Origin of the sequence: Staphylococcus saccharolyticus, assembly GCF_900458815.1 — a bacterium.
Taxonomy (GTDB): domain Bacteria; phylum Bacillota; class Bacilli; order Staphylococcales; family Staphylococcaceae; genus Staphylococcus; species Staphylococcus saccharolyticus.
In genome coordinates this window covers 825,399-844,881 of record NZ_UHDZ01000001.1, presented here as the reverse complement: position 1 = coordinate 844,881, position 19,483 = coordinate 825,399, and the positions used below count along the sequence as shown (strand labels likewise).

The window sequence follows — 19,483 nt, the reverse complement described above, 5'->3', positions numbered from 1 at the left end:
ATACATTCAAAACTAGATAGTAAGTAAGGTTTTGTGTCGCAAAACATTTTTATTTGATTAAGTCTTCGATCGATTAGTATTCGTCAGCTCCACGTGTCACCACGCTTCCACCTCGAACCTATTAACCTCGTCATCTTCGAGGGATCTTATAACCGAAGTTGGGAAATCTCATCTTGAGGAGGGCTTCATGCTTAGATGCTTTCAGCACTTATCCCGTCCATACATAGCTACCCAGCTATGCCGTTGGCACGACAACTGGTACACCAGAGGTATGTCCATCCCGGTCCTCTCGTACTAAGGACAGCTCCTCTCAAATTTCCTACGCCCACGACGGATAGGGACCGAACTGTCTCACGACGTTCTGAACCCAGCTCGCGTACCGCTTTAATGGGCGAACAGCCCAACCCTTGGGACCGACTACAGCCCCAGGATGCGATGAGCCGACATCGAGGTGCCAAACCTCCCCGTCGATGTGAACTCTTGGGGGAGATAAGCCTGTTATCCCCGGGGTAGCTTTTATCCGTTGAGCGATGGCCCTTCCATATGGAACCACCGGATCACTAAGTCCGTCTTTCGACCCTGCTCGACTTGTAAGTCTCGCAGTCAAGCTCCCTTATGCCTTTACACTCTGTGAATGATTTCCAACCATTCTGAGGGAACCTTTGAGCGCCTCCGTTACCTTTTAGGAGGCGACCGCCCCAGTCAAACTGCCCACCTGACACTGTCTCCCACCACGATAAGTGGTGCGGGTTAGAAAGCCAACACAGCTAGGGTAGTATCCCACCAACGCCTCCACATAAGCTAGCGCTCACGTTTCAATGGCTCCTACCTATCCTGTACAAGCTGTGCCGAATTTCAATATCAGGCTACAGTAAAGCTCCACGGGGTCTTTCCGTCCTGTCGCGGGTAACCTGCATCTTCACAGGTACTATGATTTCACCGAGTCTCTCGTTGAGACAGTGCCCAAATCGTTACGCCTTTCGTGCGGGTCGGAACTTACCCGACAAGGAATTTCGCTACCTTAGGACCGTTATAGTTACGGCCGCCGTTTACTGGGGCTTCGATTCGTGGCTTCGCAGAAGCTAACCACTCCTCTTAACCTTCCAGCACCGGGCAGGCGTCAGCCCCTATACATCACCTTACGGTTTAGCAGAGACCTGTGTTTTTGATAAACAGTCGCTTGGGCCTATTCACTGCGGCTCTTCTGGGCGTAAACCCTAAAGAGCACCCCTTCTCCCGAAGTTACGGGGTCATTTTGCCGAGTTCCTTAACGAGAGTTCGCTCGCTCACCTTAGAATTCTCATCTTGACTACCTGTGTCGGTTTGCGGTACGGGCACCTGTTATCTATCTAGAGGCTTTTCTCGGCAGTGTGAAATCAACGACTCGAGGAAACAATTTCCTCTCCCCATCACAGCTTAGCCTGATGAGTGCCGGATTTGCCTAACACTCAGCCTTACTGCTTAGACGTGCACTCCAACAGCACGCTTCGCCTATCCTACTGCGTCCCCCCATCGATTAAAACGATACTAAGTGGTACAGGAATATCAACCTGTTATCCATCGCCTACGCCTGTCGGCCTCAGCTTAGGACCCGACTAACCCAGAGCGGACGAGCCTTCCTCTGGAAACCTTAGTCAATCGGTGGACGGGATTCTCACCCGTCTTTCGCTACTCACACCGGCATTCTCACTTCTAAACGCTCCACATGTCCTTGCGATCATGCTTCAACGCCCTTAGAACGCTCTCCTACCATTGTCCGAAGGACAATCCACAGCTTCGGTAATATGTTTAGCCCCGGTACATTTTCGGCGCAGTGTCACTCGACTAGTGAGCTATTACGCACTCTTTAAATGATGGCTGCTTCTAAGCCAACATCCTAGTTGTCTGGGCAACGCCACATCCTTTTCCACTTAACATATATTTGGGGACCTTAGCTGGTGGTCTGGGCTGTTTCCCTTTCGAACACGGACCTTATCACCCATGTTCTGACTCCCAAGTTAAATTAATTGGCATTCGGAGTTTGTCTGAATTCGGTAACCCGAGAGAGGCCCCTCGTCCAAACAGTGCTCTACCTCCAATAATCATCACTTGAGGCTAGCCCTAAAGCTATTTCGGAGAGAACCAGCTATCTCCAAGTTCGATTGGAATTTCTCCGCTACCCTCAGTTCATCCGCTCACTTTTCAACGTAAGTCGGTTCGGTCCTCCATTCAGTGTTACCTGAACTTCAACCTGACCAAGGGTAGATCACCTGGTTTCGGGTCTACGACCAAATACTCAACGCTCTATTCAGACTCGCTTTCGCTACGGCTCCACATTCGCTGCTTAACCTTGCATCAGATCGTAACTCGCCGGTTCATTCTACAAAAGGCACGCCATCACCCATTAACGGGCTCTGACTACTTGTAAGCACACGGTTTCAAGTTCTCTTTCACTCCCCTTTCGGGGTACTTTTCACCTTTCCCTCACGGTACTGGTTCACTATCGGTCACTAGAGAGTATTTAGCCTTAGGAGATGGTCCTCCCAGATTCCGACGGAATTTCACGTGCTCCGTCGTACTCAGGATCCACTCAAGAGAGAATACGTTTTCGACTACAGGATTATTACCTTCTTTGATTCATCTTTCCAGATGATTCGTCTAACATGTTCTTTTGTAACTCCGTATAGAGTGTCCTACAACCCCAACAAGCAAGCTTGTTGGTTTGGGCTCTTCCCGTTTCGCTCGCCGCTACTCAGGGAATCGATTTTTCTTTCTTTTCCTCCGGGTACTAAGATGTTTCAGTTCTCCGGGTCTGCCTTCTGACATGCTATGAATTCACATGTCAATAACATGACATCACTCATGTTGGGTTCCCCCATTCGGAAATCTCTGGATCAACGCTTACTTACAGCTACCCAAAGCATATCGTCGTTAGTAACGTCCTTCATCGGCTTCTAGTGCCAAGGCATCCACCGTGCGCCCTTAATAACTTAATCTCTGTTTTCGCTCAACTTTAAGTCAATCGCTTTCATATGGCTTCGTTTCCATTCGTTACCTGAAAAACGATTTCTTTTAAAGTTTAAAACAAAAACACGTTATTAATCTTGTGAGTGTTCTTTCGAACACTAGCGATTATTTATGAATTCAAGCTTATTTAAAACTCTATTCACTCGGTTTTGCTTGGTAAAATCTTTACTTACTTATCTAGTTTTCAATGTACAATGTCTAATTTCAAGTCAAGCATTTGTAACGTTGTCGTTTTCATTAGCCTAATTTTGAAATTATTTTCACTTGAATGATAATAAACATTCAAAACTGAATACAATATGTCACGTTATTCCTCATCTTCTACGAAGATATTCCGAATATATCCTTAGAAAGGAGGTGATCCAGCCGCACCTTCCGATACGGCTACCTTGTTACGACTTCACCCCAATCATTTGTCCCACCTTCGACGGCTAGCTCCAAAAGGTTACTCCACCGGCTTCGGGTGTTACAAACTCTCGTGGTGTGACGGGCGGTGTGTACAAGACCCGGGAACGTATTCACCGTAGCATGCTGATCTACGATTACTAGCGATTCCAGCTTCATATAGTCGAGTTGCAGACTACAATCCGAACTGAGAACAACTTTATGGGGTTTGCTTGACCTCGCGGTTTCGCTGCCCTTTGTATTGTCCATTGTAGCACGTGTGTAGCCCAAATCATAAGGGGCATGATGATTTGACGTCATCCCCACCTTCCTCCGGTTTGTCACCGGCAGTCAACTTAGAGTGCCCAACTTAATGATGGCAACTAAGCTTAAGGGTTGCGCTCGTTGCGGGACTTAACCCAACATCTCACGACACGAGCTGACGACAACCATGCACCACCTGTCACTCTGTCCCCCGAAGGGGAAAACTCTATCTCTAGAGGGGTCAGAGGATGTCAAGATTTGGTAAGGTTCTTCGCGTTGCTTCGAATTAAACCACATGCTCCACCGCTTGTGCGGGTCCCCGTCAATTCCTTTGAGTTTCAACCTTGCGGTCGTACTCCCCAGGCGGAGTGCTTAATGCGTTAGCTGCAGCACTAAGGGGCGGAAACCCCCTAACACTTAGCACTCATCGTTTACGGCGTGGACTACCAGGGTATCTAATCCTGTTTGATCCCCACGCTTTCGCACATCAGCGTCAGTTACAGACCAGAAAGTCGCCTTCGCCACTGGTGTTCCTCCATATCTCTGCGCATTTCACCGCTACACATGGAATTCCACTTTCCTCTTCTGCACTCAAGTTTTCCAGTTTCCAATGACCCTCCACGGTTGAGCCGTGGGCTTTCACATCAGACTTAAAAAACCGCCTACGCGCGCTTTACGCCCAATAATTCCGGATAACGCTTGCCACCTACGTATTACCGCGGCTGCTGGCACGTAGTTAGCCGTGGCTTTCTGATTAGGTACCGTCAAGACGTGCATAGTTACTTACACATTTGTTCTTCCCTAATAACAGAGTTTTACGATCCGAAGACCTTCATCACTCACGCGGCGTTGCTCCGTCAGGCTTTCGCCCATTGCGGAAGATTCCCTACTGCTGCCTCCCGTAGGAGTCTGGACCGTGTCTCAGTTCCAGTGTGGCCGATCACCCTCTCAGGTCGGCTACGCATCGTTGCCTTGGTAAGCCGTTACCTTACCAACTAGCTAATGCGGCGCGGATCCATCTATAAGTGACAGCAAGACCGTCTTTCACTGTTGAACCATGCGGTTCAACATGTTATCTGGTATTAGCTCCGGTTTCCCGAAGTTATCCCAGTCTTATAGGTAGGTTATCCACGTGTTACTCACCCGTCCGCCGCTAACGTCAGAGGAGCAAGCTCCTCGTCTGTTCGCTCGACTTGCATGTATTAGGCACGCCGCCAGCGTTCATCCTGAGCCAGGATCAAACTCTCCATAAAAAATTATGATGTTTGATTAGCTCATAAATACTAATAGTTTGTAACGTTTCGTTACTGTTTATTGGAATTAACGTTGACATATCGTCATTCAGTTTTCAATGTTCATTGTTTAAATGGAGCGGGTGATGGGAATCGAACCCACAACATCAGCTTGGAAGGCTGAGGTTTTGCCATTAAACTACACCCGCATATATTTTTTATGATTTGGTGCGGCCGAGAGGACTTGAACCTCCACGGGATTACCTCCCACTAGACCCTCATCCTAGCGCGTCTACCATTCCGCCACGACCGCTGGAAAAACGCATAATTAAAATTCAAATTAATTTTCGAGAACATTAATTATTGTAAATCGTCAGTAACGTTTTGTCAACAATAATTCAATCTAAAATTAACAAAATTAACTTGTACTTAATATTTGTATATTCTACTTTGTTAAAACAACGGTAACTATAATATATTACAAGAAGATGATTGTCAATAACTTTGAAGATAAAAACTTAAATCGTTGTTTTTTCTCTTACTTAAACAAAAACCTTCTCTATTAAATAGCCATTTTCACTAGGAAGAAGGATATCGTCTTATGTTCATCAAGTATCAACAAGTAATATCTAAAAAGGTTATTATAAAGAAATAATGTATTCATAATAACCTTTAAATCTTCAATTATCAATTTTTTTAGTGATTATAAGTTACTAAAAGTTTTAACCTACCACCACAATGTCCACATCTCATTATTTTGATATTTACTCTTCTAATTCTTAAATAGCATTGCTTACACTTCGCGCATATATATTTATAATTTGCTCTACATTGGTATGTTTCAGTAGACTTACAAAATCGAGGTGCCCCCACTTTAGCACTTAATACTTTAAAATCTTTATTTCGATGTTGATAGCCTTTACCTTCAAGATGAAGAAAATAATGACATAATTCATGTTTAATAATATCAGTAATTGCTTGTTCTCCAAAACTTTCTAATTGCTTAGGATTAATTTCAAGGTTATGAGTTTCTAATAGATATCTGCCACCTGTTGATCTTAATCTAGAATTAAAATATATTTGATGTTTAAAATGTTTTCCAAAAAAATTCATTGCTATCATCTCAGTTAATTGTTGCAATTCATCATTATTCATTTGGATCAATCATCGTTAATGAAATTTTGCCTTTATCTTCATCAATATCTAAAATCCAAACGTCTACTATATCCCCCACACTAACAATATTCATTGGATTTTTAACAAATTTCTTGGAAAGTTGAGACACATGTACAAGACCATCTTGTTTAACACCTATATCTATAAAGGCTCCAAAGTCAACCACATTTCTTACTGTACCACTTAATTTCATACCTTTATTTAAATCTTCAATAGATAAAACATCAGATTTCAATATCGGTGTTTCAAATTCATCCCTTGGGTCTCTATTAGATGCAATCAATGATTGGATAATATCCTTTAAGGTCGGCTCTCCTATTCCCACTTGTGATGCTAGTGAATCTATATTCACTTTATTTAAAATGTCTTTAAGTTTGGGAGTACCGATATCTTTGTCGCTTAATCCTAATTGATTAAGTATATCGTATGTCACATTATAACTTTCTGGATGAATAGCTGTATTATCTAAAGGCTCAGTACCATCTACAATACGCAAAAATCCTATACTTTGTTCAAACGTTTTAGAACCTAATCTTTTAATTTTACTAATTTCTTTATTATGTTTAATAGGGCCATTGTCTTCTCTATAATTTATAATATTTTGCGCAATCGTAGAAGAAAGTCCAGATACATATTGTAATAATGATTTTGAGGCAGTATTCACATCCACGCCCACTTGGTTAACAGCCGTTTCAACAACAAAAGTTAACGCATTACTTAAATCTTTTTGATTAACATCGTGTTGGTACTGACCAACTCCTATAGATTTAGGATCAATTTTTACTAACTCACTTAATGGATCTTGTACTCTTCTTCCTATTGATACTGCACTACGCTCTTCAACTTGAAATTCAGGAAACTCATCTCTTGCAATCTCTGATGCTGAATATACAGATGCCCCAGCCTCATTGACAATAATAAATTGTACATCTAAACTATATTTCTTTATAACGGTAGCTACAAATTGTTCTGTTTCTCTACTAGCTGTTCCGTTTCCTATTGCTAAAAGTTGAATATTATAATCACGAATTAAATTGACTAGTTCTTTTTCAGCTTCTATAGTTTTAGCTTTAGGGGGATGAGGATAGATAACACTTTTTGCTATAAACGTACCAAACGGATTAATGACTGCAAGTTTACATCCTGTTCTAAATGCAGGATCGACTCCTAATATTTGTTTACCTTTCATTGGAGGTTGTAATAGTATGTTTCTAAGATTTTCACTAAATACCTCAATTGCATGTGTTTCAGCTTTATCAGTTAAATCACCACGAATTTCCCTTTCAATCGAAGGCATAATCAATCTTTTAAGACTATCAGTAATAGCTTCTTTAATATACTCTGAAGCTTCGTTTTTTGTTTTTATTTCATATTTTTCAATATCTTGCTGTACACGTGTGGTATCAAACTCAATTTTAACAGATAATACTTTTTCCTTTTCACCACGATTCATGGCTAATATTCTATGATTAGCTACACATCTAATAGGCTCACTGTAATCATAATACATTGAATATATTTTTTTCTCATCTTCAGCTTTTTTCTTTTTTGATGATACAATCTGTCCTTGACAATACATATCTTTTAATATTCTAGATCGGTATTTAGGATTATCTGATATTTGTTCAGCTATAATATCCTCTGCTCCTTTAATAGCATCATTAATTGTTGTTACTTCTTCATTTAAAAAAGTTTTAGCCTTTTCTTCAACCCTCATATTAAGTTTAGGCTGAAGAAACCATTGTGCTAATGATTCTAAACCTTTTCTTTTAGCCTTTGTTGCACGCGTTTTCTTTTTTTGTTTGAACGGCCGATACATATCTTCCACTCTTTGAAGCTTCGTTTGCTTAAAAATATCCATTTTTAGTTCATCCGTTAATAAACCTTGTTGTTTAATACTGTGAATAATCTCTTCTTTACGCTTTTGAAGATTTTCCATATAACGGTATTCATCATCAATTTGTTTTATTTCAACTTCGTCTATTCCACCCGTAGCTTCCTTACGATATCTTGCTATAAACGGGACAGTGTTATTATTTTCTAGTAATTCAAGCACTGATTTAATTTGTTTTTCTGAAAATTGATACTTATCTACAATTGTTTGAATTAAAGTATTGTCCATTTGTTTTTCTACCACGCTTTTCTTTAAAATTACTTTTTTATTCTAACATAGGTAAATAGTCTAAATCGATTTGAAACAGCATGATATATAAAACTATAAACTTATTTAAATAGGATTAGTTAAATCTTATAAAAACAAAAAAACAGAAGTCCATCTTACAAAATGAACTCCTGTAATTAAATTACTGTTTCGCAGCTTCCTGCAATTTCTTAATCGCTGTACGTTGCAAACGTGAGACATGCATTTGGCTTAGACCTATTCTTTCTCCAGTTTCCTTCTGGCTTAGACCTTCAATAAACGTACACTGTATAATTTGTCTTTCTCTATCAGATAAAATAGGTAATATGCGTTCTAAAATCATACGTTTTTCTGTAAGATCATAATTATCATCCTGTTGACCCATAACATCTAATAAAGTAACAGTTGAACCATCTTTGTCTGCTTCAATTGAATGGTCAACACTAAGCGCATTATAACTTTGACCCATTTCCATCGCTTCTAAAACCTCTTCATCCGTCACTTCTAAACGTTGTGCAATTTCACTGATAGAAGGTGAGCGTTCAAGCTCATTAGTAAGTTCATCACTTACTTTCTTAATTCTTGGGCCAATTTCTTTAATACGCCTTGGCACATGTACACTCCACGTTTTATCTCTTAAATACCTTTTAATTTCACCAATAACGGTTGGCACTAAAAATGCTTCAAATTTTCGATCGAATGACAAATCAAATCTATTGATGGCACCTATTAAACCAATCATACCAACTTGGACTAAATCTTCATGATGTGATTGTCCTTTAGAATATTTATAAGCTAAAGATTCTATAAGTTTACGATAATGCTTGACTAACTTATCTTGAGCTTGACTATTTTCATTTTCTTGGTGCTGTTTAATCCATTGGTTGATTTGTTCAGGTGATACTTCATTAGCTGATTTCGACTCTTTCGCCATTATTTCGCACCTGCTCTTTTTTTATATACTTAATCATACTGATTGTAACACCAGATTCTTTGTAAACAGTGACTTCGTCCATTAATGACTCAATTAAGAATAACCCTAGTCCTCCTTCCCGCAGAAAATCGATATTTTCATTATCATTATAAGGGCCTAATTTGGATTTTGTTGATTCATAATCAAAGCTTTCACCTTGATCTGAAATAACTATTTTAATTTTATCGTCAAAGATTTCAAAACATAAATTAATCATACCGGTTTCGACATTTTGTTTGTAAGCATGTTTGACAGCATTAGTTACTGCTTCACTTACTGCAATTTTGGCATCTTCGATATCATCATAAGAAGCACCAGCTCTGGAAAACACTCCGGAAAGAGTTAAACGAATTAAACTCACATATTCTGCAGAAGCTGGTAACCGCATTTCTATGTAATCCTGTCTTGATTGCATGTTATTCAACCTCCGTTCCTTCGTTAACATGCATTAAATCTTTCAAACCGGTAATATCGAATAGTCTACTAATGCGATCTGAAACACCTAAGATGTGCAAATTTTTGCCATTTTGATTTAAAGCCTTTAAAGTACCTACAAATAAGCCTAAACCTGTTGAATCCATGTAACTTACATTTGCTAAATTAACATGAATATCATGCGTACCCTCTTGTCTCATTGGCATCAATACTTCTTCTAACTCAGGTACTGTATATACATCTAATTCTCCACCAACTTTTATCTCATAAAAATCATCATGAGTGATTGTTTCTATATCAAGATTCATTTCATACACTCCTAATCTTTGTCAAATCTGGTTAATTTCTACATACACGCTCAGGATTAACTATACCCTATATTAATTAACTTTAATCTTAAGTTTTAAAATTAATTGACTCTTTTGATGATTAAAATAGTCATGTCATCTTTTCTAGCTGGATTTTGTATTTTTAAAATTGCTTCATAAATAATTTGAACAATATCTTGAGGATGCATATGTTTATATTTTCTAATTAAGTTTAACAATCTATTTTTGTCAATAAAATTACCTTTTTTATCACGTGCTTCCGTAACCCCATCTGTAAAAATTATAACTAAATCTTCAAGATAAATAGGAATTTCTTGTTGATTATAACGTGTTTTTTGACTCACACCAAGAACTCTACCACGGACATCTATTTCTTCAAATTCTTCTGTTTCTGCGCGATAAACGTATCCAGGTTCATGTCCTGCAGAACTACAATACAGAAGATGATTCATTTCTTCGTATAAACCATAGAACATCGTGACAAACATATTTTGATTAACATTTTTTTCAACAACACGGTTCAGTCTTTTCAATCCATCACTAGGTAGCTGAGAATGACCATATGAGTCCATGCCAAACTTAATCATACTCATGGCTAATGCTGCAGGTATACCTTTTCCAATAACATCTGCCACCGCAAAGCTCATAGTCCCATCTTTATGATCAATAAGGTTAAAGTAATCCCCACTTACTTTTTGAGCCGCTACTGATATAACGCCTATTTGAATACTGTCGAATTGAGGAATATCTGTTTTAAGCATCGTTTGTTGAAGGCGAGAAGCTAAATCAATTTCTTTATCGTGGACTTGAAGCTTATTCACTAATCTTTGATAATCTCTATAACTATAACCGAAACCTTTGACAACTTCTTGAAGTACATCCAAAGTTCCTAACATGTCATTTTCTTGTAAGTCTAAAGTATTAATATAATCTTTATGTATCTCAACAATATCTTCGGGTAACAAATCTTTTTTTATAACTTCATCAGTAAATTCTTCACATTTTTTTATTAACTGCGTTCGATTGCTAGTTGTTAAACTCTCTTTAACTAATGCTTTATAACTTTTCTTAAATTCTTCCACGAGTGGCGCCTCCTTACTTCCAATCCATGACTTCATATAAAATATTACATCCATGAAATCCTCTATATTTATTAAAATGAATAGCAAATAAACGACTTATTACACTTCGTAAATAGCTAAAAAAGACTTTAGGAATGGAATACCTAAAGCCCAAAAAACTCAAGACATTCTTTTATAATAAATACAATTACATAATAACTATTTTGAAATGCATCCTACTTAAAGTGTAATGGCACAACATTTACAATGTAAAAATAAACAAATATTCCCCATTTAATTTCGAATTATAATTATTATAAAGTTATTGTCTTTTAATTCATTATTTTATTTATGTTTACTACATATAAAACACTATGATTTTTGGTGATCAAAGTTATGTAGACCTAGACTAATGTCTAGCGCGTTATCAACTTCTTTCATCTTGCTTTCAGATAAATAAGTCAGCTTTTCTTTTAAACGCTTCTTATCTAATGTTCTAATCTGTTCAAGCAATATAACGGAGTCCTTGTCTAATTTGTATTTTTTCTTTTCAATTTCTACGTGGGTTGGTATTTTCGCTTTATTAATCCTGCCTGTAATTGCAGCAACAATTACTGTTGGACTATATTTATTACCAGTATCATTTTGAATGATAACAACAGGTCTTACTCCCCCTTGTTCAGACCCTTGGACTGGTGATAAATCCGCTAAATAAACATCTCCTCTTCTAATCATTCACTTTGTGAATTAGAAGTCAAATATGTTTCATTACAATCGCAAGCTTCACATTCAATAGGAAAAGCTTCCGTTGCTAGGGAGAGGTTTAAATCGGCCATTTGTGAATAGCCCTCTTTCAACGATTGTTCAAGACTGTTAGTTCTAGTTTGATTAAAAGATAACATAAAAAGAACCTCCAATGATTCCAAAAAGTTGTTATTTAACCATTAATTCAAGTTAATAATAACAAATTTTGCGCACAGTGACTACACTATTTTAATAATTCATTAGTAACTTCTTGATTATTATCATAATAATATATTCTTGGAAGACGTCGTGATAAATTGCATAATACCTCATAACTAATAGTATCTTGTTTATCAGCTAAAGCTTCTACAGCTTGAGGTGAATCAACATGATTATCCATAAGAATTACCTTTTCACCCGTCATTACATCACTAGGTACCTTTACAATCATTTGATCCATGCATATGCGTCCAATTACCTCACATTGTTTACCATTAACATTAACATATGCACCTTGCATAGCTCTAAGATAGCCATCTGCGTAACCTATAGGTAATATAGCAATATTCATTTCATCTTTAGCAGTATATGTACGCCCATAGCTCACAGTTTCTCCTGGTTGCAGCGTCTTAACTTGCACAGTTTGTGATACAAGTTGAGCACTAGGTCGCAAATGAACTTTTACATTCTCTCTTACAAATTGAGATGGATAGTAACCATATAATGAAATGCCTAATCTTATAGCATTACAAAATTGACCATCCATAAGTAGTGATGCAGCAGAATTTTGAGCATGAATATATGTAGGCTTATCAACTTGATTAACTATTTCTTTAAATAAACGATATTGCTCATTCATCGAATCTCCTGGTTCATCAGCACTAGCAAAATGAGTAAATACACCTTCAAATACGAGATCCTTTCGTTTTTGAATAATATCAACTACTTCTTCATATTCTTTTACATCTTTCATACCTATTCGGCCCATACCTGTGTCTAATTTGACATGTAACCATAGCTTTTTATCATTATCATCAGGTATTCTTTTAACTGCCTCTTTTAGCCAAGCTTTCGAAGATACTGTTAATGCCACTCGATGTTGAATAGCTTTAGTAATATCTTCAGTTGGAATAACTCCTAGAATTAAAATTTTTGCATCAATCCCATGCATTCGTAATTCTATTGCTTCATCAAGTGTTGCGACCGCAAAAAATGTTGCGCCATGTTTCATTAAATGTTGTGCAACTTTGATACTCCCCAAACCATAACTATTAGCTTTAATAACTGAAATTACTGTTTTATTTTGATGTAACTTATCAAAAATCTGATAATTAGCTAAAATTGCATCTAAATTCACATTTAAATACGTTGATCTATAAAATTTCTCTGACATATTAATGTCCTCCTTGAAACAACATGTTTTAACTCAAGTATAAAACTTTCGTTTCTCATTTACTTACAAAAATCTTCTTTTTCTAAAACCACTTGACTCATCGCATAATTTTCAGTGTGAGTGATACTCACATGAGTTTTAAACCCAGGATAATCAATACAAGGTTTTCCTAACTTATCGTTATAGCAGTTAATGTCATGAAATGAAACGAATTGACCTAGACCAGTTCCTAAAGCCTTACTAAATGCTTCTTTGACAGTAAATCGACCTGCTAAAAATTCTAATTTGCGTTTATCGTGTGTGAAATGATTATATGTTGCCTTTTCTTCTTTAGTAAGTACACGTTCAATCAATTTAGTTTGATGCCTTACTTTTTCAATTCTTTTTATCTCAATTATATCTATGCCAATTCCATATATCACTTAAATCACCTTTTCAATCTATTCATCTTTACTATATAACGGCTTGATTGCTGAAATTTAATTATATATGACTAACGGATTTAGCCTTCATCAATATCTACATCTTTACGTTACTTAATTATTGTTTTCAACTTATGTGCCTCTTTTTTATTAACTAATATAATTTCTGAATTACCTCCAGCAGTAGATAGTGTTAAGGCTGCCAATTGATATTTTCTCATAATGAATCCTTCGTTAATATCAATATTTTGAATTCGAAAATAAGGAATAATTTGAGTATTAATAAAAATAATACCTTTTCTAACGTGCACTTCTTTATCATCTAAAAAGTACCTAAAATGTTTAAATCTAAAAAATGGAACCACCGATATAAGTAGCACTGATAAAACAACTATAATAAAAATACTAGCAATGATTATTGAATAGTTATCTACAAATTGTAATTTAAACATGTTTAAAATTATGCATATCAACAACGCAACGATTAGTAACACAATCCAAGACAATGCTGCAATTCTCAATACTTTTAGGCCATCTTTATTCATGTAGCTATAATATTTCAAGAGTATTACTCCTCATGTACCACTTTTTAAGTTGTTGAACATTTGATGCTTGTTTATATTTTAATCCAATTACTTTATTATCATTACCCTTAGTAATGATAAATTTAAAATTTGCTAAATGATTTTTCTCTAGTAAGGGATGTTGAGTTATTTTTATACCTAAATCTTTGTTGTTTCTAAAATAATATCTTTTAATATTAAGTAATGAAGCTTTCTGAACAACTAGCTCTTCATTATTAACACTATAGCCACCGACTCGAGTATAAAGGACAGCTGCAATAATTAATAATGTTATAATTGCTCCCACAATCACAAATGACCAGATTGACCAGAAATACCACCCGATTAAACCAGCAATCATTAAGATGATAGAAGGTATCAAGAAATGACGATGAAACCCTTTTAATAGCATGCCTGGTTGGACAGAAATAAATTGCATTTCTGGAACCAATAATTGAATGACATTATAAGCCTCTGTATGCTTGATAAAAGGTAAAATCACAATTCTACCATTCTTTTATCACTTGGTTCACTTGATGTTGAATCTATATCACTAGTAATATAAAAATGGATTGATGTATATCCAAATAACCTTCTTAAATACGATTGATGTTCCAATACACCTTGCAATCTATCAGTAGGTACTGTGACATTCTTTTTAGTGAAAAGTCCATATTGAATCTTTAGTTGGTGACCTTGTTGAGTCATTTGATAACCATAATATTTAATAAGTACTAAGAACGTTCCTACTATATAACTTAATGGCAACATCAAAACAATGATAAATAAGACGATGAGATAAACTGTTTGGAAAATGTAGGATAATTCTCTTCCAAATTTTTCCCAAGAAATCATACTTGAGAAACTGCCAATGATGGGTGAAAGTGTGACAAATGCTATTCCTATCGCACCACTTGTCATTGCCATTAAAAGCAATTGTTTAAAAGTCATTTTGAAAATGGAACGCTTAGGCACATCATGTTGAGACTGTGGTGAAACTATGTCTTTCTCATTAATAGGTTCATCTTCACTATGTAGATTTAAATGATGTTGTATCATTTTAAGTTCTTTTTCCATCTCTTCACTTTGTTGCTTAGAAATTATACCAAGTTCTATACCATCACTCGGCGTTTTAATAATAAGTTCAACTCCGCCCACGATTTGATTCACTAAATTTTCAGACGTATCAATAGATTGAATTCTGCTAATATTTAATTCTTTACGCTCTTTGTTAAATACTCCTGTTGTGAGGATAAAATGATTATCTTCTATCCAGTAACGTGTGTTATACACTTTAATAATATTATGAATAAATGAAAATAAAAATATTATTGTCATAGCACCAGGACAAATATAAGAAGAACGGTCATCAAACTTAAAATTTCTAATATTAAATAAAAATATAATGATAACGATAAAATTAGATTTAATGACATCAATTAAGCCAGTAATATATGAAACAGGGTGTAGTTTTTGTGGATTATACATCTTCTGTAACACCTCTCAATCGCTCTAACGCTAATTTTTGAAGCATTTCACCCTCTTTTTCAGAGACCATAGGCAATGCCATTTCATGACCTGCTGTTACGAACTCAACTGATTTTAGACGTAATAGTTTAGCTAGAGGATTCGTTCCAATTATTACATATTGTAATTTTTCAATTTTACTAAGCTCTTCTTTCTTAAAGAAAAAAGTTTGCTTTAAAATTATAAAATTCCCCTTTAGTTTATAATAGTGAAACTTATACCTAACCAAAGGTGCTAAACAACAATGAATAAAAGCTATTATTGTGAGTGCAATTAAAATATATGGTATACAATCCCACCATTTAAAGGTATACCAACAATAGTATTGTGTACTTAATATAGCTAATAATATAATAAAACTAATACTGTTCGTTATGTAATAGTACTTCAGGGCATTTCTAGGGCATTTCTAGGGCATTTCTAGGGCATTTCTAGGACTTTTATGAAACGTACTATCAATATTCATATATGCACTCCTTTGACGTATTTACTCACATTATAGCATAGAGCAACTAAGGTCTAAATCCAGATAACTGTTTATTGAAGGACATTAAGTGTTATTAAATTTGTATGATGTTTTAATATATACTTACATTTTAAAAGCCAGTTAAGCATCACTACTTAACTGGCTTTTGATGTATTATTTTTGAAGGTCAGCAAATGTACGGCCTTTCATCGTTTGTTTTGATCCTTTATTTTGTTTATCTCGTCGATCGTATTTTTTTGAGTTTTTCTTTTTATTTGAATTCCCTTTAGACCCTTTTGAACGTCTATTTTTATTATCAAATTTACTATTACTGCGTTTATGATTGCCTCTTCTAAAACCACCTTTGTTACCACGATTCTTGCGAGCAAGAGGTTTTTCAAATGTTAATTGAACTTCTACTTCATCATTCGCTTCTACTAACTCTTGTAATAATGATGCAACTAATTCAGTACTATCATATTCATTTAAAAGTTCACTAGAAATTCTTTGAAGACGAGGTTCGCTACTTCTAGACATCCAATTTTGAACTTTATATTTAATATCATCTTCACGTGCTTTTAGCACTTCTTTACGATGTGGAGGTCTTAATGCATTCATACGACGACCATTAACATCTTCAATTTGTCTTATATAATCCATTTCAATTGGATTAACAAAAGTAACAGCAATCCCCTCTTTACCAGCACGACCTGTACGACCAATACGGTGAGTATAACTTTCAGTATCTTGTGGAATATCAAAGTTATAAACATGACTAACGCCAGAAATATCAAGACCACGAGCTGCTACATCTGTTGCTACTAATATATCAATTTGATCATTTTTAAATTTTTTCAATACCTCTAAACGTTTCGCTTGAGTGATATCACCATGTAAACCTTCTGCTTTATATCCTTTTGATAAAAGCGCACTTGTTAATTCATCAACTCGACGTTTTGTACGGCCAAAGACAATGGCTAATTCTGGTTGATGCACATCTAAAAAGTTTGTAAACGTATCAAATTTCTCTAATTCTTTGACAATGGTATAAAATTCATCAATTTGTGGATCTGACATCTCGTTGTTCATCGTTTTGATAATTTTAGGGGATTTCATAAACTGTTGTACTAATTCTTGAATTGCTTTAGGCATTGTTGCAGAAAACAACATTGTCTGACGTTGCTCAGCTGGAAGTTTATCCATTATAAATCTCATATCATCGATGAATCCCATATTCATCATTTCATCTGCTTCATCCAAAATTAACATATGAATACCTTGTGTTTTAAGTGTACGACGATTTAAATGGTCTATCACTCGACCAGGCGTACCTACGACAATTTGCGGGCCTCTTTTAAGTGCTTTTATTTGTCGTTCTATTGGCATACCACCAAATACGGTAACGACCTGCACTTTTTGCCCTTTACTAAACTCTCTTAATTGTTCAGCTACTTGCATTGCAAGTTCTCTTGTTGGCGCTAGAATCAATGATTGCACTCCTTGTTGACCTACAACTTTTTCAATTAAAGGAATGCCAAATGCCCCAGTTTTCCCCGTACCTGTTTGGGCTTGGCCAAGGATGTCTTCTCCTTCTAACGCATAAGGGATACTATCTTTCTGGATAGGTGTTGGTTCTTTAAATCCCATTGCTTCTAATGTTTGAACCGTTTTATCCGAAATCCCTAGTTCTTTAAAATTTTGCAAAATAATTCTCCTTTTTACGTGTTTATTTCTTAATATACTTTTTTGCATATATGTTCACTTTTGTTTCATCAACTTCTATATAGTACCACCTTAAAAATATTATAGCAATAAAGCAATTTTGGACTTAATATGGTTTTTAGTCAAAATATAAAAATATTAACACTCACAAAAGATAGCACAACACCTAATGTAAGCGTTTAACACCTTTGAAAAAAGATAACGCAAAAAAGCACGTTATCTTATTGACATCTTTTTAAGGAAATAATCTCAATAAGATACATGCTTCAAACAATCGATTTCTATATATTAAATTAATGCTTCAACGATATCTTCAAGTTTCATACCACGTGAACCTTTAGCTAAGACCTTATCATTGTCTTTTACTAAAGATTTTAATTCTTTAATTAGATTTGATTTATCCTGAAAATGATTAGCGTATTTAACAAATGCTTTTCCCTTATTATAAATATATTCTGCTTCATCTCCAAAAGTAAATAAAATATCAATGGATTTATCTTTTAGATACTCACCCACTTGTTCATGCATGGTTTGACTATTTTGTCCTAATTCTAAAACATCAGCTAAAATGAGTATTTTGCGTCCATCCATACTATCTAGTGTATCAATAGCTGCTTTCATGCTTGTAGGGCTTGCATTATAGGCATCATTTATCACAGTAATATTATCAGTAGTTAAATGTCTCTCCATACGCATACCAGTTAACTGAACGTTTCTTATATTATTTTTAATTGTATTATAAGATAAACCTAATTCATGACCGATTGCTATTGCAGTAGCTGCATTTTTCATATTATGCGTACCTAAAATAGGTAAAATATAACTTTCATTATTATTGAGTGTAAAAGCAATGCCATCTGTTTCAACATCATCAATATGGCACACGTAAGTATTATCTTTACCTAGACCAATACTTATTAATTTAGCATCATGAACTTTTTTCACATGAGGCATCAATAATGGCTCATCACCGTCATAGATAAAAATACCCTGATCTTTTAAACCAATAGTTATTTCAGATTTTGCTTGAGCAATTCCTTCACGTGAACCCAAGTCTTGCATGTGAGATTCCCCAATATTTGTAATTACTGCAATATCGGGCTCGGCAATATTAGATAAAAGTTCAATTTGATGGAAACCAGACATCCCCATTTCTAATATTGAAATTTCAGTATCTTTATCAAGTTCTAATAAAGTAAGTGGCATACCAATTTCATTATTGTAGTTACCTTGAGTTTTTTTAACTTTAAATTCAGTTGATAAAACACTTTCAATCATATCCTTAGTTGTTGTTTTACCATTTGAACCTGTTACAGCAATTACTTTTGGATTCACGTGTTGTAGATAAGCTTTGGCTAAATTCTGTAATGCCTTTAATGTATCTTCAACCCAAATAATTGGTCCTTGAATGTCTGGGTTTAATTGCGTTCCTTTTTTAGCTAATGACGCACCAGCACCCTCTTTGAATGCTTGAGCAATAAAACGATGGCCATCTACATTCTCACCTCTGAATGGAATAAATAGCATATCTTTGGTTATTTTACGAGAATTAATTGTGACTCCTTTAATACTCTGATTTAAATATTGATTGTCAATTTCACATGATATCCAATTTTTAATTTGTTGCAATGTAACATTTATCATAT

Annotated in this window: 14 protein-coding genes, 2 tRNA genes, 2 rRNA genes and 1 pseudogene; all 19 read right to left on the bottom strand. The window is 35.7% G+C overall.

Annotated elements, in window-relative coordinates:
* Positions 1–53: 53 nt before the first annotated feature.
* Positions 54–2,975, bottom strand: a 23S ribosomal RNA gene (locus DYE57_RS04030).
* A gap of 381 nt (positions 2,976–3,356) precedes the next feature.
* Positions 3,357–4,907 (bottom strand): 16S ribosomal RNA (locus DYE57_RS04025).
* Together the 16S and 23S rRNA genes with 2 tRNA genes alongside form the textbook arrangement of a ribosomal RNA operon.
* Positions 4,908–5,021: 114 nt before the next feature.
* Positions 5,022–5,095: transfer RNA gene (locus DYE57_RS04020), tRNA-Gly, on the bottom strand.
* Between the two features lie 17 nt (positions 5,096–5,112).
* Positions 5,113–5,199, bottom strand: a tRNA-Leu gene (locus DYE57_RS04015).
* 383 nt (positions 5,200–5,582) lie between these two features.
* Complete coding sequence (locus tag DYE57_RS04010; RefSeq protein ID WP_115312965.1) at positions 5,583–6,041, bottom strand: SprT family protein; 459 nt, start codon at positions 6,039–6,041, stop codon at positions 5,583–5,585.
* Positions 6,034–8,184, bottom strand: coding sequence for a Tex family protein (locus tag DYE57_RS04005; protein WP_115312964.1), 2,151 nt, complete (start codon positions 8,182–8,184; stop codon positions 6,034–6,036). Before DYE57_RS04005 ends, DYE57_RS04010 begins: the two co-directional genes overlap by 8 nt.
* 181 nt (positions 8,185–8,365) lie before the next feature.
* Positions 8,366–9,136 carry an RNA polymerase sigma factor SigB gene (sigB, locus tag DYE57_RS04000; protein WP_115312963.1) on the bottom strand — a complete coding sequence of 257 codons (771 nt, stop codon included), beginning with the start codon at positions 9,134–9,136 and terminating at the stop codon, positions 8,366–8,368.
* Positions 9,111–9,590 carry an anti-sigma B factor RsbW gene (gene rsbW, locus DYE57_RS03995; RefSeq protein ID WP_115312962.1) on the bottom strand — a complete coding sequence of 160 codons (480 nt, stop codon included), beginning with the start codon at positions 9,588–9,590 and terminating at the stop codon, positions 9,111–9,113. Before rsbW ends, sigB begins: the two co-directional genes overlap by 26 nt.
* Before the next feature lies 1 nt (position 9,591).
* Positions 9,592–9,918 carry an anti-sigma factor antagonist gene (locus tag DYE57_RS03990; RefSeq protein WP_115312961.1) on the bottom strand — a complete coding sequence of 109 codons (327 nt, stop codon included), beginning with the start codon at positions 9,916–9,918 and terminating at the stop codon, positions 9,592–9,594.
* A 101-nt stretch (positions 9,919–10,019) separates the two neighbouring features.
* The gene (locus DYE57_RS03985) at positions 10,020–11,021 is read right to left on the bottom strand and encodes a SpoIIE family protein phosphatase (protein WP_115312960.1); all 1,002 of its coding nucleotides are present in this window, start codon (positions 11,019–11,021) and stop codon (positions 10,020–10,022) included.
* A 351-nt stretch (positions 11,022–11,372) separates the two neighbouring features.
* Complete coding sequence (locus tag DYE57_RS03975; protein WP_115312959.1) at positions 11,373–11,735, bottom strand: type II toxin-antitoxin system PemK/MazF family toxin; 363 nt, start codon at positions 11,733–11,735, stop codon at positions 11,373–11,375.
* Entirely contained in the window at positions 11,732–11,902 is a 171-nt protein-coding gene (mazE, locus tag DYE57_RS03970; RefSeq protein ID WP_115312958.1) for a type II toxin-antitoxin system antitoxin MazE, read from the bottom strand. Before mazE ends, DYE57_RS03975 begins: the two co-directional genes overlap by 4 nt.
* Before the next feature lie 86 nt (positions 11,903–11,988).
* The gene (gene alr, locus DYE57_RS03965) at positions 11,989–13,137 is read right to left on the bottom strand and encodes an alanine racemase (protein WP_115312957.1); all 1,149 of its coding nucleotides are present in this window, start codon (positions 13,135–13,137) and stop codon (positions 11,989–11,991) included.
* A 59-nt stretch (positions 13,138–13,196) separates the two neighbouring features.
* Positions 13,197–13,559, bottom strand: coding sequence for a holo-ACP synthase (gene acpS / locus DYE57_RS03960; RefSeq protein WP_115312956.1), 363 nt, complete (start codon positions 13,557–13,559; stop codon positions 13,197–13,199).
* Between the two features lie 110 nt (positions 13,560–13,669).
* Positions 13,670–14,122 (bottom strand): PH domain-containing protein, encoded by a 453-nt coding sequence (locus tag DYE57_RS03955; RefSeq protein ID WP_115312955.1) that lies wholly within the window; start codon positions 14,120–14,122, stop codon positions 13,670–13,672.
* Positions 14,109–15,610, bottom strand: a pseudogene (locus tag DYE57_RS03950) (PH domain-containing protein). The gene DYE57_RS03955 and the pseudogene DYE57_RS03950 overlap by 14 nt, the downstream one beginning before the upstream one ends.
* Positions 15,603–15,878 (bottom strand): PH domain-containing protein, encoded by a 276-nt coding sequence (locus DYE57_RS12245; protein WP_232619677.1) that lies wholly within the window; start codon positions 15,876–15,878, stop codon positions 15,603–15,605. The pseudogene DYE57_RS03950 and the gene DYE57_RS12245 overlap by 8 nt, the downstream one beginning before the upstream one ends.
* Before the next feature lie 411 nt (positions 15,879–16,289).
* Positions 16,290–17,819: a degradosome RNA helicase CshA gene (cshA, locus tag DYE57_RS03940; RefSeq protein WP_115312954.1), complete on the bottom strand. Its 1,530-nt coding sequence runs from the start codon at positions 17,817–17,819 to the stop codon at positions 16,290–16,292.
* Positions 17,820–18,125: 306 nt separating this feature from the next.
* Positions 18,126–19,481: a UDP-N-acetylmuramoyl-tripeptide--D-alanyl-D-alanine ligase gene (locus tag DYE57_RS03935; RefSeq protein WP_115312953.1), complete on the bottom strand. Its 1,356-nt coding sequence runs from the start codon at positions 19,479–19,481 to the stop codon at positions 18,126–18,128.
* Positions 19,482–19,483 lie beyond the last annotated feature (2 nt).

Coding starts and splice junctions, on each gene's coding strand:
- DYE57_RS04010 (WP_115312965.1), bottom strand. CDS start 6,041: ATGAATAATGATGAATTGCAACAATTAACTGAGATGATAGCAATGAAT.
- DYE57_RS04005 (WP_115312964.1), bottom strand. CDS start 8,184: ATGGACAATACTTTAATTCAAACAATTGTAGATAAGTATCAATTTTCA.
- sigB (WP_115312963.1), bottom strand. CDS start 9,136: ATGGCGAAAGAGTCGAAATCAGCTAATGAAGTATCACCTGAACAAATC.
- rsbW (WP_115312962.1), bottom strand. CDS start 9,590: ATGCAATCAAGACAGGATTACATAGAAATGCGGTTACCAGCTTCTGCA.
- DYE57_RS03990 (WP_115312961.1), bottom strand. CDS start 9,918: ATGAATCTTGATATAGAAACAATCACTCATGATGATTTTTATGAGATA.
- DYE57_RS03975 (WP_115312959.1), bottom strand. CDS start 11,735: ATGATTAGAAGAGGAGATGTTTATTTAGCGGATTTATCACCAGTCCAA.
- mazE (WP_115312958.1), bottom strand. CDS start 11,902: ATGTTATCTTTTAATCAAACTAGAACTAACAGTCTTGAACAATCGTTG.
- alr (WP_115312957.1), bottom strand. CDS start 13,137: ATGTCAGAGAAATTTTATAGATCAACGTATTTAAATGTGAATTTAGAT.
- DYE57_RS03935 (WP_115312953.1), bottom strand. CDS start 19,481: ATGATAAATGTTACATTGCAACAAATTAAAAATTGGATATCATGTGAA.